Annotated in this window: 14 protein-coding genes; 6 read left to right on the forward strand and 8 right to left on the reverse strand. The window is 63.4% G+C overall.

All coding sequences use genetic code 11. From position 1 onward, the window contains the following. Positions 1-113: 113 nt before the first annotated feature. Together hemH and IMX18_RS20560 are read right to left on the reverse strand one after the other, a co-directional pair. Positions 114-1,127, reverse strand: coding sequence for a ferrochelatase (gene hemH / locus IMX18_RS20555; RefSeq protein ID WP_038408702.1), 1,014 nt, complete (start codon positions 1,125-1,127; stop codon positions 114-116). A 13-nt stretch (positions 1,128-1,140) separates the two neighbouring features. Further along, positions 1,141-2,046 carry a TIGR01777 family oxidoreductase gene (locus IMX18_RS20560; RefSeq protein ID WP_054572345.1) on the reverse strand — a complete coding sequence of 302 codons (906 nt, stop codon included), beginning with the start codon at positions 2,044-2,046 and terminating at the stop codon, positions 1,141-1,143. Between the two features lie 187 nt (positions 2,047-2,233). Between IMX18_RS20560 and IMX18_RS20565 the strand changes: the two genes are divergently transcribed. The 5 genes from IMX18_RS20565 to IMX18_RS20585 all read left to right on the forward strand — a co-directional run bounded on the left by IMX18_RS20565 (position 2,234) and on the right by IMX18_RS20585 (position 7,318). After that, a complete protein-coding gene (locus IMX18_RS20565; protein ID WP_015268950.1) occupies positions 2,234-3,220 on the forward strand; it encodes an NAD(P)/FAD-dependent oxidoreductase in 987 nt (328 codons plus the stop codon). 100 nt (positions 3,221-3,320) lie between these two features. Then, positions 3,321-4,289: a YbgA family protein gene (locus IMX18_RS20570; protein ID WP_217190770.1), complete on the forward strand. Its 969-nt coding sequence runs from the start codon at positions 3,321-3,323 to the stop codon at positions 4,287-4,289. Further along, positions 4,279-5,178 carry a MerR family transcriptional regulator gene (locus IMX18_RS20575; protein WP_085720812.1) on the forward strand — a complete coding sequence of 300 codons (900 nt, stop codon included), beginning with the start codon at positions 4,279-4,281 and terminating at the stop codon, positions 5,176-5,178. The genes IMX18_RS20570 and IMX18_RS20575 overlap by 11 nt, the downstream gene beginning before the upstream one ends. Further along, positions 5,169-6,611, forward strand: coding sequence for a deoxyribodipyrimidine photo-lyase (gene phrB / locus IMX18_RS20580; protein WP_137137907.1), 1,443 nt, complete (start codon positions 5,169-5,171; stop codon positions 6,609-6,611). Before IMX18_RS20575 ends, phrB begins: the two co-directional genes overlap by 10 nt. Further along, complete coding sequence (locus tag IMX18_RS20585) at positions 6,608-7,318, forward strand: SDR family oxidoreductase (RefSeq protein ID WP_043935321.1); 711 nt, start codon at positions 6,608-6,610, stop codon at positions 7,316-7,318. The genes phrB and IMX18_RS20585 overlap by 4 nt, the downstream gene beginning before the upstream one ends. A gap of 231 nt (positions 7,319-7,549) precedes the next feature. Here the strand turns inward: IMX18_RS20585 and IMX18_RS20590 are convergent, their stop codons facing one another. From IMX18_RS20590 to hemA, 6 genes are all read right to left on the reverse strand, one after another. Continuing rightward, positions 7,550-8,068 (reverse strand): acyloxyacyl hydrolase, encoded by a 519-nt coding sequence (locus tag IMX18_RS20590; RefSeq protein WP_015268945.1) that lies wholly within the window; start codon positions 8,066-8,068, stop codon positions 7,550-7,552. Between the two features lie 101 nt (positions 8,069-8,169). Beyond that, complete coding sequence (gene murI / locus IMX18_RS20595) at positions 8,170-8,967, reverse strand: glutamate racemase (protein WP_015268944.1); 798 nt, start codon at positions 8,965-8,967, stop codon at positions 8,170-8,172. Further along, a complete protein-coding gene (locus IMX18_RS20600) occupies positions 8,960-9,715 on the reverse strand; it encodes a molybdopterin-synthase adenylyltransferase MoeB (protein WP_013970911.1) in 756 nt (251 codons plus the stop codon). The genes murI and IMX18_RS20600 overlap by 8 nt, the downstream gene beginning before the upstream one ends. Continuing rightward, positions 9,709-10,539: a peptide chain release factor N(5)-glutamine methyltransferase gene (prmC, locus tag IMX18_RS20605; RefSeq protein ID WP_054572347.1), complete on the reverse strand. Its 831-nt coding sequence runs from the start codon at positions 10,537-10,539 to the stop codon at positions 9,709-9,711. Before prmC ends, IMX18_RS20600 begins: the two co-directional genes overlap by 7 nt. Continuing rightward, on the reverse strand, positions 10,539-11,621 hold the full coding sequence (prfA, locus tag IMX18_RS20610; protein ID WP_013970909.1) for a peptide chain release factor 1: 1,083 nt from the start codon (positions 11,619-11,621) through the stop codon (positions 10,539-10,541). Before prfA ends, prmC begins: the two co-directional genes overlap by 1 nt. Continuing rightward, a complete protein-coding gene (gene hemA, locus IMX18_RS20615) occupies positions 11,618-12,895 on the reverse strand; it encodes a glutamyl-tRNA reductase (RefSeq protein WP_015268942.1) in 1,278 nt (425 codons plus the stop codon). Before hemA ends, prfA begins: the two co-directional genes overlap by 4 nt. Before the next feature lie 1,044 nt (positions 12,896-13,939). Between hemA and IMX18_RS20620 the strand changes: the two genes are divergently transcribed. Then, on the forward strand, positions 13,940-14,428 hold the full coding sequence (locus IMX18_RS20620) for an Hcp family type VI secretion system effector (RefSeq protein ID WP_015268941.1): 489 nt from the start codon (positions 13,940-13,942) through the stop codon (positions 14,426-14,428). The last annotated feature ends 4 nt before the right edge of the window (positions 14,429-14,432 follow it).

The raw sequence follows: 14,432 nt of genomic DNA on the forward strand, positions 1-14,432 counted from the left end.
GGCCCTATCGCCGGCAAGCCAGCTCCCACAGGTATCCCACAGATTTCGAGAACTGTGGAATACCTGTGGGAGCTGGCTTGCCGGCGATAGGGCCAGTACAGGCAACCTGAAAGTCAGGCCTTTTCGCACATCCCCGCCAGCGCCTTCACCCACTCCGGGTGATCATTCAGGCAAGGCACCAGCACCAGCTCCTGCCCGCCGGCCTCGACAAACTGCTCGCTCCCGCGCATGCCGATCTCTTCCAGGGTCTCGATGCAATCGGCCACGAACGCCGGGCACATTACCAGCAGCTTCTTCACCCCAGCCTTGGCCAGCTCGTCCAGCCGCGCCTCGGTATAGGGTTCGATCCACTTGGCCCGCCCCAGTCGTGACTGGAACGACACCGACCATTTGCCATCGGGTATGCCCATCTTCTGAGCAAAGGCCCTGGCCGTTGCCAGGCACTGCCCGCGGTAGCAGACCGCGCGCATGTCGGCACTGGCATCCTTGCAGCAATCGGCCGCCTGGAAGTCATGCTTGCCGGTAGGGTCCAGCTTCTTCAAGTGGCGCTCCGGCAAGCCATGGAAGCTCAGCAACAGGTGATCGTAATCCTGCTCCAGGTAAGGCCGGGCGCTGGCGACCAGTGCCTCGATGTAGTCCGGGTGCTCGTAGAATGGCTGCAGCACGCGAAGTTGCAACGGCAACTGGCGTTCACTGACCGTCTGCCTGGCCAGTTCCACCACAGTGGTCACCGTGCTGTCAGCGAACTGTGGATACAGCGGCGCCAGGGTCACCTTGCGCACACCCTGGGCCACCAGGCGCTCCAGCACCTCAGGCAAGGCCGGCTGGCCATAGCGCATGGCAATCTCCACCGGGCCATGGGGCCAGTGCTCGACCATCGCCGCCTGCAGGCGACGGGTCAGCACTACCAGCGGCGAGCCCTCCTCCCACCAGATCGAGCCATAGGCATGCGCCGACTGCTCCGGGCGCTTGATCAGGATCAGCGACACCAGCAGGCGCCGTACCGGCCAGGGCAGGTCGATCACATACGGGTCCATGAGGAACTGGTTGAGGTAGCGGCGCACATCGGCCACCGAGGTGGAGGCCGGGGAACCCAGGTTGACCAGCAGCAGGGCGTGATCGGTCATGCAGCGTCCTATGTCAGAGGCGGCTGGACAGGTTGTCCAGAGCCGATTGCAAATCGTTGAAGCGGAAGGTGAAGCCTGCCGCCAGCAAGCGTGCCGGGCGGGCGCGCTGGCCGCCGAGTAGCAGGGTCGACAGCTCACCCAGCCCCGCCTTGAGCAGCAGTGCCGGCACTGGCAGCAGCGCCGGCCGGTGCAAGGTGCGGCCCAGGCGCCTGGCGAACTCGCGGTTGCGCACCGGCTCCGGGGCGCAGGCATTATAAGGACCGCTGGCATCCTTGTGCTGCAAGAGAAAATCAATCAGGGCGACCTGGTCGTCTATATGGACCCAAGGCATCCACTGCCGCCCGTCGCCCAAAGGCCCGCCCAGCCCCAGTTTGAAGGGCAGGCGCAGGCGCGACAAAAAGCCGCCATCACTGGCCAGAACCAACCCGGTACGCACCAGCACCACGCGAATGCCCTGGGCCTGGGAACGCAGCGCCGTCTCTTCCCAGGCGATGCACAGCTGGCTGGCGAAATCTTCGCGCACCGGCGGTGAAGCCTCGGTCAGCTCGCGTTCGCCACCGTCTCCATACCAGCCCACCGCCGAGCCGGAAATCAACACTTCCGGGCGCTGTTCGCGGCTGCCCAGCCAGGCCAGCAACTGCTCGGTGAGGGTGACGCGGCTGGCCCACAGCAGGTTGCGCCGGGTCGCCGTCCAGGGCCGGTCGGCAATCGGGGCGCCGGCGAGGTTGATCACCGCGTCCAGCTGATCGTCCGCCTCCAGTTGCTCCAGGCGGGCGACGCCACGCACGCCGGTCCCACAAATTTTCGGCACCTGTTCAGGCCGCCGACTCCACACCGTCAGGCGATGACCCTGGCCGAGCCAGTACTGGCACAGGTGCTTGCCAATCAACCCGGTGCCGCCTGTCAGCAATATATGCATGGCTGTGTCCTCGCAGAATGCGGCGGTGGTCTATTTTTAACATCAAGGCACTTTTTTGACCCGACGCTCTCGGATAAACATAGGCCAACCTGCCTGCCAACACGGAATAACCTTATACAACATTTGAGCATTGTACAGGTTTGCCTGACAGCGTAGTCTGCTTACAGCAAGGTTTGAAGAGGCCATCATGACAGTACCTATCGCCATCATCGGGGCCGGTATCGCCGGTCTGTCAGCCGCCCAGGCCTTGCAGAAGGCCGGGCAATCCGTGCATTTGTTCGACAAGGGCCACGGCAGTGGCGGGCGCATGGCCAGCAAGCGCAGCGAAGCTGGCGCGCTGGACCTCGGCGCCCAATACTTCACGGCCCGTGACCGCCGCTTCGTCGAGCAGGTACAGCAATGGGTTGCCGCCGGTTGGGCCGCGCAATGGAAGCCACAGCTGTACAACTACCGGGATGGTGAACTCAGCCCCTCCCCCGACGAGCAGACGCGCTGGGTGGGCGTGCCGCGCATGAGTGCAATCACCCGCGGCCTGCTCAAGGACGTGACGGTCAACTTCGGCTGCCGCATCGCCGAAGTGTTCCGCGGCAAGCAGTACTGGCACCTGCAGGACACCGAAGGCTGCAGCCACGGCCCCTACAGCCGCGTGGTGATCGCCGTGCCGGCACCGCAGGCCACGCCGCTGCTTGCCGCTACCCCGAAGCTCGCGGCCGTGGCCGCCGGTGTGCAGATGGAGCCCACCTGGGCCGTCGCCCTGGCCTTCCAGACCCCGCTGGACACCCCGATGCAAGGCTGCTTCGTGCAGGACAACCCGCTCGACTGGCTGGCGCGCAACCGCAGCAAGCCCGAGCGTGACGAGCAGCTCGACACCTGGGTACTGCACGCCACCTCGGACTGGAGCCGGCAACACATCGACCTGCCCAAGGAGGAAGTGATCGAACAGCTGTGGGGCGAATTCGCCGAGCTGGTTGGCTGTGTGGTGCCCGCACCTACTTTTGCCTTGGCCCACCGCTGGCTGTATGCCCGTCCGAGCAGCAACCATGAATGGGGCGCGCTGGCCGATGCTGACCAAGGCTTGTATGCCTGCGGCGACTGGTGCCTGTCCGGCCGTGTCGAAGGCGCCTGGCTCAGTGGCCAGGAAGCGGCGCGTCGGCTGCTCGAACATCTCGAGTGATGTAGGGTTATACAAAAAAAACTGTTTGCATAACTTCCGGGCTGTGCTGGAATGAACCTGTACAACTATTTTGTCTCGTACAGGTTTTTGGAGGCAGCCCATGCACGACTCATCCGCCCACAGCAAGCCGCGTATCGCCATCAGCGCCTGCCTGACCGGGCACAGCGTGCGCTATAACGGCGGCCACAAGGCCTCCGACCTGTGCCGTATGCAACTCGAGGAACATTTCGACTGGTTGCCGGTATGCCCGGAGGTGGCCATCGGCCTGGGCGTGCCGCGCGACCCGATCCGCCTGGTCGGCGACCCCGAGCAGCCGGAAGTGGTAGGCACCCGCAACCCCGGAATGGACCTGACCGGGCCGCTGCGCAGCTATGGCGAGCAAATGGCGGCGGAACTCGATGATATCTGCGGCTACATCTTCATGCAGAAATCGCCTTCCTGTGGCCTGGAGCGGGTCAAGGTATACCAGGACAATGGCCACCCTGCCTTTCACGGTGGGCGGGGAGTGTATGCCCAGGCGTTCTGCGCACGGCGGCCGGACCTGCCGGTAGAAGAAGAAGGCCGCCTGCACGACCCCGTACTGCGCGAGAACTTCATCAGCCGCGTGTACGCCTACGCCGACTGGCAGCGCCTGCTGGCCGAAGGCCTGAGCCGTGGCGCTCTGGTGCAATTCCACTCACGCTACAAGTACCTGTTGATGGCCAACAACCCGCAGGCCTATCGCAGCCTCGGGCGCCTGCTCGGCAGCATGAGCAAGGACGATGACCCGCAAAGCATCGGCCCGCGCTACTTCAGCCAGCTGATGCAGGCTCTGCGCCGCTGTGCCAGCCGCGGCACTCATTGCAACGTGCTGCAGCATCTGAGCGGCTACTTCAAGGACATCCTCACACGGCAGGACAAAGCCGAGCTGCAGGCCATCATCGGCCAATACCAGCAAGGCGTGGTGCCGCTGGTAGTGCCGCTGACCCTGCTCAAGCACCATTTGCGCAAGCATCCCGATCCGTATCTGCAGCAGCAGGCCTACCTTCAGCCGCACCCCGAGAGCCTGGGCCTGCGCAATGCCGTCTGAGATCCTGTTGCCCATCGGCGAACTGGCTCGCCGCACGGGCGTCAATCCCGTCACCCTGCGAGCCTGGGAGCGCCGCTACGGCCTGCTCAAGCCCCAACGTACCGCCAAGGGCCATCGCCTGTATCGGCTGGAGCAGGTCAAACGAGTAGAAGCGATCCTTGCCTGGCTGCAGCGCGGCGCCTCCGTCGGCCAGGTACGAGAGCTGCTCGACAAACCGGCCAGCACGCCGCCGAAAGGCGACTGGCAAGCCCGGCAGTTCCAACTGATCGAGGCCATCGCCACGCTGTCGCAGCGCGCCCTCGACCAGCAGCTCAACCAGGCGATGGCCCTGTACCCGGCCGTCACTCTGTGCGAGCAATTGCTGTTGCCGCTGCTCGACCTCCTCGACCTGCGCTGGCGCAACTATTTCAACGCACGGCTGGAACAGGTGTTTTTCCACAGCTGGTTGCGCAGCAAGCTGGGCGCCAGGGTCTACCACGACAACCAGTTACTGCATGGGCCTGCCATCTTGCTGGCCGAAGACAGCGAACACACTTTCAGCCCCGGTTTGTGGTTGTGCGCCTGGCTGTTCACCAGCAACGGCCTGCCGGTTGAAGTGCTGGAGCACACCATTGCTGGCGCGCACCTGCAACGCGCAGCCACCATGCTCAAGCCACGCGCCGTGCTCCTGCACCTGGGGCCACGTATCGATGACAAGGCGTTGCACCGTACCCTGTCCAACCTGCCCGTGCCGACCCTAGCTGGCGGGCCGACGCTGGCGCTGCATGAAACCCGGCTGCGCGCCCTGGGGCTGCCCAATCTTGCTCTGTTCGATACCCCGCAGGCGGCATTGCGTTTGCTGCAAGCCCATGACCGCCAGCCTGGAGAGATGACCGCACCATGCACCTGACCTGGCTGCGCAGCGACCTGCGCATCGATGACAACACCGCGCTAGCCGCCGCCAGCGAACGCGGCCCGACCCTCGCACTGTGGCTGGTCAGCCCCGGGCAATGGCTGGCCCACGACGACGCCGCCTGCAAAGTCGACTTCTGGCTGCGCAACCTGCGCGACCTGCGCCAGTCGCTGGAGCGCTTGAACATCCCCCTGCTGATCCGCAGGATCGACACCTGGGACCAGGCGCCACAGGCCGTACTCGATGTCTGCCGCCAACATCAGGTGCAAAGCGTGCACTGGAACGAGGAGTACGGCATCAACGAGCAATGTCGCGACGACGCCACCCGCGCGCTGCTGGAAAAGTCAGCCATCCAGGCCCACAGCCACCTCGACCAGCTGTTGTTCCGCCCGGGCACCATCCTTACCCGCGGCGGCGACTACTTCCAGGTGTTCAGCCAGTTCAAGAAGAGCTGCCTGGAGCACCTGCACCGCAGCCTCCCTGCCCTGGCCCGCCAGATAAAACGCCAGGCACCGCTGCAGGTCAGCAGCGACCCGATCCCACAGCACGTGGACGGCTTCGAAAAACCCGCGCAGGCGCTGCGCGACCACTGGCCGGCCGGCGAAGCCGAAGCGCAGGTGCGGCTGACCCGTTTTCTCGATGAAACCATCGACGATTACCAACAGCTGCGTGACTTGCCTGCAAAGCCCGGTACCAGCCAGCTCTCCGCCTATCTGGCCGCCGGCGTGATCTCGCCACGCCAGTGCCTGCACGGTGCCCTGGCCAGCAACCGCGGCGAGTTCGACAGCGGCAGCAGCGGCGTGCAAACCTGGATCAACGAGCTGCTCTGGCGCGAATTCTACAAACACATCCTGACCGGTTATCCACAGGTCTCGCGTCACCGCGCCTTCCGCGCCCAGACCGAAGCCCTGCCCTGGCGCGATGCACCGGCCGACCTCGAAGCATGGGAACAGGGCCGAACCGGCTTCCCGATCATCGACGCCGCCATGCGCCAACTGCTGCACACCGGGTGGATGCACAACCGCCTGCGCATGATCGTGGCCATGTTCCTCAGCAAGAACCTGCTGATCGACTGGCGCAAGGGCGAGCGGCATTTCATGCGCCACTTGATAGACGGCGACCTGGCCGCCAACAACGGCGGTTGGCAGTGGAGCGCGTCCACTGGCACCGACGCAGTGCCCTATTTCCGCATCTTCAACCCGGTTTCACAGTCGCAGCGATTCGACCCGCAAGGGCGTTTCATTCGGCACTGGCTGCCGGAATTGCAGGGGGTGGATGAAAAAGCCATTCATTTCCCCGTGAAGTCGGCCGATCTTTTTGCTAGATATTCCTACCACAGTCCAATTGTCGATCTCGACAGCAGTCGTCAGCGCGCACTGGAGGCATTCAAGAACCTCCCGCGCCGGCAGGATCAGAGGGCAGCATCTTGAACAACGCACGCAGTATCTGGGTGACGGGAGCAGGCAATGGACTTGGCCTGGCTTTAGTGGAGGGGCTGCTCGGGCAAGGACACCGGGTAGCTGCAAGCGCGAAGCATGGCGAGGCACTGGATGCCTTGGGTGCACGCTATGGCAGCCAGCTGTTGCGCTTGCCGTGGCAGTTGCACGAAGAACATCAGGCGGCCCAGGCCAGCCAGCAGATCTGCCATGCCTGGTGCGCGCTGGATGGCTTGATCATCAACGCCGGTACCAGCGATTACCTGGCGGACGATGTGGCTGACAGCGAGTTGTTCGAGGCGATCGTCACGGACAACCAGTTGGCCGGCGAGCATTGCCTGGCCAGTGCGCTGCCGTTGTTGGCGAAGGGTGACTCGCCGCAGGTGATGGCGGTGTTCAACCGTTATTCAGCGCTGCAGTTGCATGCACCGACGCAGGTGCCTGCGGGCTGGAACAACATGCCGCAATGGATGCGCGAGCAGCGTCAGGCGTTGAAGGCGCAGGGGGTTGAGCTGACCGTGGTGGGGCCGCAGTCGCTGAAGACACCCGTGACACCGGCGCAGGCGATACCGGAGGCGTGGACGCCGCAGAATGCGGCGGAAGAGTTGCTGCGGCGGTGGCCGCAGAGGGAGCCCGAGCTTGTGCTGGAGGCTTTGGATCTCAATGGCCTGTGGCCTTTGTCACACAAGCAATCGATGTAGTGACCGTACCGGCTTCCACCTAGACCACATCGACTTGAAGCCATGCGCAGGGCCTGTAGGAGCAGCCTTGTGCTGCGAAGAGACCATTACTGCAGAAGAACATCTGCTGCCCTACCGCCCCCTTCGCAGCACAAGGCTGCTCCTACAGGGTAATGAGGTAGCCTGAGTAATGGGGCAAGACAGTTGCTCCTCAGGTACCTCAGGCAATGCGAGCCCCCGTGGAAGGAGAGCTCAGAGCGTCATGCGGTAATGCAGGCTATAGCTCTCCACCCCATCGTTGGGCTGCTTGATGCCCGCGTTGGAATAGTGAATCGCCCGCACGCCAATCTCATGCCCACCGGCAAAGCGCAATCCAAAGCCGATGCGATCCTCGAACTGGAATGCCGAGCCCAGCTCGTTGTCTTCCAGCTCGGTGCTGGAGAATGCCGCCACGCCAATCCCAGCCTCTATATAAGGCTTCACCGACTCCCCGGCAAACTCGTAGACGAACACCGGCGCGAACGACAGGCTATGGTTGCTCGCGGTCTCGTCACCATCCCAATAGCTGTAGGCCCCATCCCAATACCCCGTCAGGCGCCCGACGCTGGTCTGCCACCAACTCGCTTCCCAATTCGATTGCAGCCCCAACCGGTAGACCATGGTCGAGTCACCGGTCTGCCCCACCGAAAACGAAACGTCGGCAGCCTGCGCCGACAGTGAGTGCCCCAGGGTGAAGACGGCAGCCGCCGCCAAGCCGAGCAGCTTCTTCATGAGCAACATCCTTCTTTGCTGTTATTGGTATCCGCCTCATTTCAGGCAAGGCGGTAGAAAACGGCAGCGGTACAATAGTTCAGCTTCTTTTCACGTTTTTTTCACAATGAAAAGCTTTGCACACTGTCCGACTTATGCCACAGCAAAGGCAGGATCTTCCTGAGAGATTGCGGATCGGCACTGGTCCAGAAGCGGGTATCCCTGGCCGGCCCATCGGCCAACAGGTCATCCGCGCCCAGCAGCCGCTGCAGTTGGCGCGCCACTGCAGCACCGGTATCGATGATGGCGACGTCGGCTGGCACCATGCCGGCCAGCAACGGGCGCAGGAAGGGGTAATGGGTGCAACCGAGAATCAACGTATCACAGCCAGCGGCCAGCAACGGCTGCACATAACCTTGCAGCAACTGGCGCAGCGCCGGGCTGGCCAGGTCACCGGTCTCGATCAGATCGACCAGGCCCGGGCAAGGTTGGGTGATGACCTGTACGTCATTGGCAAAACGATCGAGCAAGGCAGCGAACTTAGCACTCTGCAGGGTACCGGTAGTGGCCAGCACACCGACCACGCCAGAGCGCGTAGCGGCGGCAGCGGGCTTCACCGCCGGCTCCATGCCCACCAGCGGCCAGTTCGGGTACAACTCGCGCAGGTCGGCCACCGCCGCCACCGTGGCGGTATTGCAGGCCAGTACCATGGCCTTGGCGCCCTGTTCATGGAAGAACGCAGCAATGCGCCGGAGACGCTCACGGATATAGTCCGGCGACTTCTCTCCGTAGGGTATGTGGCCGCAATCGCCCACGTACAGCAGCGTCTCGTTGGGCAGCAGGCGCTGGATCTCGGCGAGTACCGACAAGCCGCCAACCCCGGAGTCCATCACGCCGACCGGCGCCGATCGCTCAGCCATCGCGCTTACCACAGACCGCACAAGCCGGGTCGCGCTTGACCCGCAATTCGCGGATACGAGTGCCGAGAGCATCGATCAACAGCAGGCGGCCGACCAGCGGCTCGCCGAACCCGGCCAGCAGCTTCATCGCCTCCAGCGCCTGCAGGCTGCCTACCAGGCCCACCAATGGGCCGATCACGCCGGCTTCGCTGCAGGTCAGTTCGGCTTCGCTGCCATGGCCGTACAGGCAATGGTAGCAAGGGCTGTAGTCACGCCGTGGGTCGAACACCGACAACTGCCCTTCCAGGCGGATCGCCGCACCGCTGACCAGCGGCTTGCCAGCCGCGACGCAGGCAGCGTTGACCGCCTCGCGGGTACCGAAATTGTCAGAGCAGTCCAGCACCAGGTCGACCGCTGCCACAGCGGCCGCCAGCGAGTCCTCGTCCAGAGCCTGGCGATGGGCAACCAGGCTGATTTCCGGGTTGATTGCCTGCAGGCGCTGCAGGGCCGAATCGACCTTGCTCATGCCCACGCTCGCACTGTCGTGGATCACCTGGCGTTGCAGGTTGGTCAGGTCGACGGTGTCAAAGTCCGCCAGGTGCAGCTCACCGACCCCGGCGGCGGCCAGGTACAAGGCGACGGGCGAGCCAAGGCCGCCAAGCCCGACGATCAGCGCCTTGCTCTGCTTGAGCCGCAACTGGCCGTCGATGTCGATCTGGGCCAGCAAAACCTGCCGGCTGTAACGCAGCAGTTCCTGATCACTCAGCATGGCAGGCGCCCCAGGGTAATGCGTTCATGGCCGCCCAGGTCCGTGCGGCTGACGACCTCGATGAAGCCTTGTTCAGCCAGCAAGGCGCGCACCGCCGCTGCCTGATCGTAGCCGTGTTCCAGCAGTAACCAGCCACCCGGTACCAGGTGCGCGGGCGCCTGGGCAACTATCACGCGCAGATCGTCCAGGCCATCAGCACCGGCCACCAGCGCACTGCTGGGCTCGAAGCGTACATCACCGGCGACCAAATGCGGGTCTGCGGCAGCGATGTAGGGCGGGTTGCTGACAATCAGGTCGAAACGCTCGCCGGCCAGACTGTCGAACCAGTGGCTGAGCCGTACCTGGGCGTTTGCCAGGCCCAGCCGCTGGCGGTTGCGCTCAGCCAGGGCTGCAGCCTCCTCCACGCGGTCCACTGCGGTCACCTGCCAGGCCGGGCGATCGCTGGCCAGGGCCAAGGCAATCGCGCCGGTGCCGGTGCCCAGGTCAAGGACCTTGGCCGGCGTGGCGGGTTGCAGTTCAAGGGCAGCTTCGACCAGCAGCTCGGTATCCGGCCGCGGGATCAGGGTATGCGGTGCCACTTCCAGGTCGATCTTCCAGAAGCCCTGCAGCCCGAGAATGTAGGCGACCGGTTCGCCGCCACGGCGGCGCTGCAGGTAGCCAGCATAGGTCTCGGCATCTTCGCTGCTGACGATTCGCTCGGGCCAGGTGTGCAGGTAGCTGCGCGATTTGCCGATGGCCGCGGCCAACAGCAACTCGGCATCCAGCCGCTCGGTAGGCGACTCTGGCAACTGCGCGTTGCGCAGCAGGCTGGCGATGATGGTCATCAGTCCCCCAGAGCGGCCAGTTGATCGGCCTGGTATTCGGCCAGCAGCGGCTCGATCACCGCCTCTACCCCGCCGGCGAGGATGTCGTCCAGCGAGTACAGGGTCAGGTTGATACGGTGGTCGGTCACCCGCCCCTGTGGATAATTGTACGTACGGATGCGCTCGGAACGGTCGCCAGAGCCGACCAGCAGCTTGCGCTCGGTGGCGATGGCGTTCTGCGCGGCGCTGGTCTGCATGTCGTTGAGCTTGGCCGACAGCCAGGACATGGCGCGGGCACGGTTCTTGTGCTGCGAGCGCTCTTCCTGGCACTCGACCACGATACCGGTGGGCAAGTGGGTGATCCGGATCGCCGAGTCAGTCTTGTTGACGTGCTGGCCGCCGGCACCGGATGCGCGATAGGTATCCACCCGCAGGTCGGCCGGGTTGATCTCGATAGCCGCCTGCTCGTCCGGCTCGGGCAGTACCGCCACGGTGCACGCGGAGGTGTGGATACGGCCCTGGGATTCGGTCTCGGGCACGCGCTGCACGCGGTGCGCGCCAGACTCGAACTTGAGCTTGCCGTACACGCTCTCGCCTTCGACGCGGGCGATGATTTCCTTGTAGCCGCCGTGCTCGCCTTCGTTCTCGGAGAGGATTTCCAGGCGCCAGCCACGCTTTTCGGCGTAGCGCGAATACATGCGGAAGAGGTCGCCGGAGAAGATCGCCGCCTCGTCGCCACCGGTGCCGGCGCGGATTTCGAGGAACACGTTGCGGCCGTCGTTGGGGTCCTTGGGCAACAGCATGCGTTGCAGCTGCGACTCCAGCGTCAGCAGTTGTTCCTTGGCTTCACGCACTTCTTCCACGGCCATTTCGCGCAGGTCCGGGTCACTGTCCTTGAGCAGCGCCTGGGCACCTTCGAGGTCGTCCTGGACTTTGCGCCACTCTTTATAAGCAGCGTAGACCGGCTCGACTTCGGCGTATTCACGGGAATAGGCGCGAAAGCGCGTCTGGTCGGAAATGACCTCGGCATCACCAAGCAGAGCGGTGAGTTCTTCGAAGCGGTCCTGGAGGATTTCCAGTTTGTTCAGCAGCGACGCTTTCATTGCGGGGATTTGTCCGTCGAGCCCTCGTTGAGGGCAAAGAGTTCCTGGGCCATGGCCAGCGCATCGAGGCGGCCCTCGGCCGAGAGCCTTTTCAATTGCACGCTGGGCGCGTGCAGGAGTTTGTTGGTCAGCCCCCGGGCCAGTTGGGCCAGTACGTCTTCGGGGTTGCCGCCGTTGGCCAGCAGCCGCTGGGCCTTTTGCAGTTCTTCGTCGCGCAGGCGCTCGCATTGCTGGCGATAGGCCTTGAGCACATCCACCGCGGCCAGCTCGCGCAGGCGCAGCATGAAGTCCTCTGCCCCCACCGACACCAGCTCTTCGGCGGCCTGGGCCGCGCCCTGGCGACTTTTGAGGTTTTCTGCCACAACGTCGTGCAGGTCATCGACAGTGTACAGGTAGACGTCATCCAGTTCGCCGACTTCGGTTTCGATATCGCGCGGTACGGCAATGTCGACCATGAAAATCGGCTTGTGCCGGCGCTGCTTCAGCGCGCTCTCGACAGCACCCTTGCCAAGGATCGGCAACTGGCTGGCAGTGGAACTGATGACGATATCGCTGTTGGCCAGTTCCTGTGGGATGTCGGCCAGCAGAACCGCGTGCGCACCGAACTGCTCGGCCAGGATGCTGGCCCGCTCAAGGGTACGGTTGGCCACGACGATACGGCGCACGCCCTGCTCATGCAGGTGGCGGGCGACCAGGGTGATGGTTTCGCCAGCACCGATCAGCAGGGCCTGGCTGCGGCCCAGGTCGCTGAAGATCTGCTTGGCCAGGCTGACCGCGGCAAACGCCACCGACACCGGGTTTTCGCCGATGGCAGTGTCGGTGCGCACCTGCTTGGCGGCACTGAAGGTGGCCTGGAACAGGCGCCCGAGCAACGGGCCGACGGTGCCGGCCTCACGCGCCACGGCATAGGCGGACTTCATCTGGCCGAGGATCTGCGGTTCGCCGAGCACCAGCGAGTCCAGGCCGGAGGCCACCCGCATCATGTGCTTTACCGCCTCGTGCTCTTCGTGCACGTAGGCGCTGGCGCGCAGCTCGTCCAGGCTGAGGCGGTGGTAGTCGGCGAGCCATTGCAGCACCACATCGGCGGACAGGTGGTCCTGCTCGATATAGAGCTCGCTACGGTTGCAGGTCGACAGAATCGCCGCTTCGCGGCTGGATGTCAGCCGGCAGAGCTGCTGCAGGGCGTCTACCAGCTGCTCTGGGGTAAACGCCACGCGCTCGCGTACGTCTACCGAGGCAGTCTTATGGTTGATACCAAGTGCAAGAAAGGCCATGCAAGGTCGCTGGTTGTGACGGGAAGCCGATAATTGTCCTCTTTCGCAGGTTTCAGGACAACCACCGTTCGCTATTGCGCTGATAGCGCTGCGGCTATCGCCGGCTTCAGGCCAGCATCAGCGGCAACTTCAGCTCACACCCCCGCTTTTGATCTGGCTTTTGATCTGGCTTTTGATCTTGATCTTGATCTTCGCGACTTCAGGAGGCCGAACGCAGGCCTTGCGGAGGGAGGTGACGGGCATGGATGCCCGTCAAGCGCTGAGGCCCCATGGATGGGGCCTGCAGCGCGTACTCCCGGGAGCAAGGCCGGAGTGAGGGAACCCCGGAGCGCAGCGTAGGGGCCGGATGATGGGAGCGCAGCGTTTTTTGGTTACTTTTTGCCGCGTTTGGCAAAAAGTGACTCGCCGTAAGGGCGAAAAGGTGAGTCAGCGTCGCCATCGCATACGGACTGTTCGCCATATCAAAACCGTCGCTTAAGCTTTTTGGCTTTTTGGCTTTTTGGCTTTTTGGCTTTTTGGAGGTGGGCATTCACATCGAGCAGGCATTCATTCGTGACGGCGGCGCAAAGTCACCTTTCCGCCCTTACGGCGGGTCCCTTTTTGTCGTGGCAAAAAGGAACCAAAAACCGTCGGCTCCCATCATCCGGCCCCTACGCTTCGCTCCGGGGTCCCCTCGCTACGGGCCTGCTCCCGGGAGTACGCGCTGCAGGCCCCATCCATGGGGCCTCAGCGCTTGACGGGCATCCATGCCCGTCACCTCCCTCCGCAGTCCCTTCGCTCGGCCTCCTGAAGTCGCAATCGGCGGCGCCTGAACTACCGCGCGCTTAGAAGCAAGAACCAGAACCATCGGCTCGACATCTCCTTAGTTAATTACACCGACCAAGTCGAGAGGACTTTTGACATATCTCTACAAGACTTATCCACAGTCTTGTAGTCCTTTTCCCAAATACATGCCCAGCTGTTGCTCCACCCTCTTTCCGCGCCTAGCCTTGACGCCGCTACATCGATATTCCTCACCCACATGATGACCAAGGAGCGGTAGATATGGCTTTGGACGCGTATTTGAAAATCGACGATATTCCAGGCGAAGCCTTGGACGAGAAGTACGGCAAGTGGATTGAAGTCACCGGTTATGATTTCGGTGTAAGCCAAAGCCCCTCTGCCACTGCAAGCTCGGCAGGGGGTGCCACTTCGGGGCGCACCGAAGTGAGCCATTTCACTTTTACCAAGTTTCTCGACAGCGCCAGTTGCAAACTCATGGAGGCCAGTTGCGCGGGGCAGCATCTCAAGGAAGTCAAACTCGCGCTGTGCCGCGCGGGCGGTGACAAGCTGAAGTACTACGAGATCATCCTAGAAGAAGTGATCATTGCCGATTACGCCCAGAGCGCCGCCGACGGCGTGCCTATCGAGGTGGTTCGCCTCGATTACGGCAGAATCAAGACCACCTATACCCTGCAGAAGCGCATCGACGGCTCGGGCGGCGGCAATATTGCCGGTGGTTGGGACCGGATCGGCAACAAGAAGTACGCGTGAGGTA

The sequence above is a fragment of the Pseudomonas shirazica genome, from assembly GCF_015168335.1.
In the GTDB taxonomy this organism is placed as follows: domain Bacteria; phylum Pseudomonadota; class Gammaproteobacteria; order Pseudomonadales; family Pseudomonadaceae; genus Aquipseudomonas; species Aquipseudomonas asiatica.

Excerpts from the sequence above, each read along its gene's own strand:
- hemH (WP_038408702.1), bottom strand. The coding sequence starts at position 1,127 with ATGACCGATCACGCCCTGCTGCTGGTCAACCTGGGTTCCCCGGCCTCC.
- hemA (WP_015268942.1), bottom strand. The coding sequence starts at position 12,895 with ATGGCCTTTCTTGCACTTGGTATCAACCATAAGACTGCCTCGGTAGAC.
- IMX18_RS20570 (WP_217190770.1), top strand. The coding sequence starts at position 3,321 with ATGCACGACTCATCCGCCCACAGCAAGCCGCGTATCGCCATCAGCGCC.
- prmC (WP_054572347.1), bottom strand. The coding sequence starts at position 10,539 with ATGACCATCATCGCCAGCCTGCTGCGCAACGCGCAGTTGCCAGAGTCG.
- IMX18_RS20590 (WP_015268945.1), bottom strand. The coding sequence starts at position 8,068 with ATGAAGAAGCTGCTCGGCTTGGCGGCGGCTGCCGTCTTCACCCTGGGG.
- IMX18_RS20560 (WP_054572345.1), bottom strand. The coding sequence starts at position 2,046 with ATGCATATATTGCTGACAGGCGGCACCGGGTTGATTGGCAAGCACCTG.
- IMX18_RS20600 (WP_013970911.1), bottom strand. The coding sequence starts at position 9,715 with ATGCTGAGTGATCAGGAACTGCTGCGTTACAGCCGGCAGGTTTTGCTG.
- murI (WP_015268944.1), bottom strand. The coding sequence starts at position 8,967 with ATGGCTGAGCGATCGGCGCCGGTCGGCGTGATGGACTCCGGGGTTGGC.
- IMX18_RS20575 (WP_085720812.1), top strand. The coding sequence starts at position 4,279 with ATGCCGTCTGAGATCCTGTTGCCCATCGGCGAACTGGCTCGCCGCACG.
- phrB (WP_137137907.1), top strand. The coding sequence starts at position 5,169 with ATGCACCTGACCTGGCTGCGCAGCGACCTGCGCATCGATGACAACACC.
- IMX18_RS20565 (WP_015268950.1), top strand. The coding sequence starts at position 2,234 with ATGACAGTACCTATCGCCATCATCGGGGCCGGTATCGCCGGTCTGTCA.
- IMX18_RS20620 (WP_015268941.1), top strand. The coding sequence starts at position 13,940 with ATGGCTTTGGACGCGTATTTGAAAATCGACGATATTCCAGGCGAAGCC.
- prfA (WP_013970909.1), bottom strand. The coding sequence starts at position 11,621 with ATGAAAGCGTCGCTGCTGAACAAACTGGAAATCCTCCAGGACCGCTTC.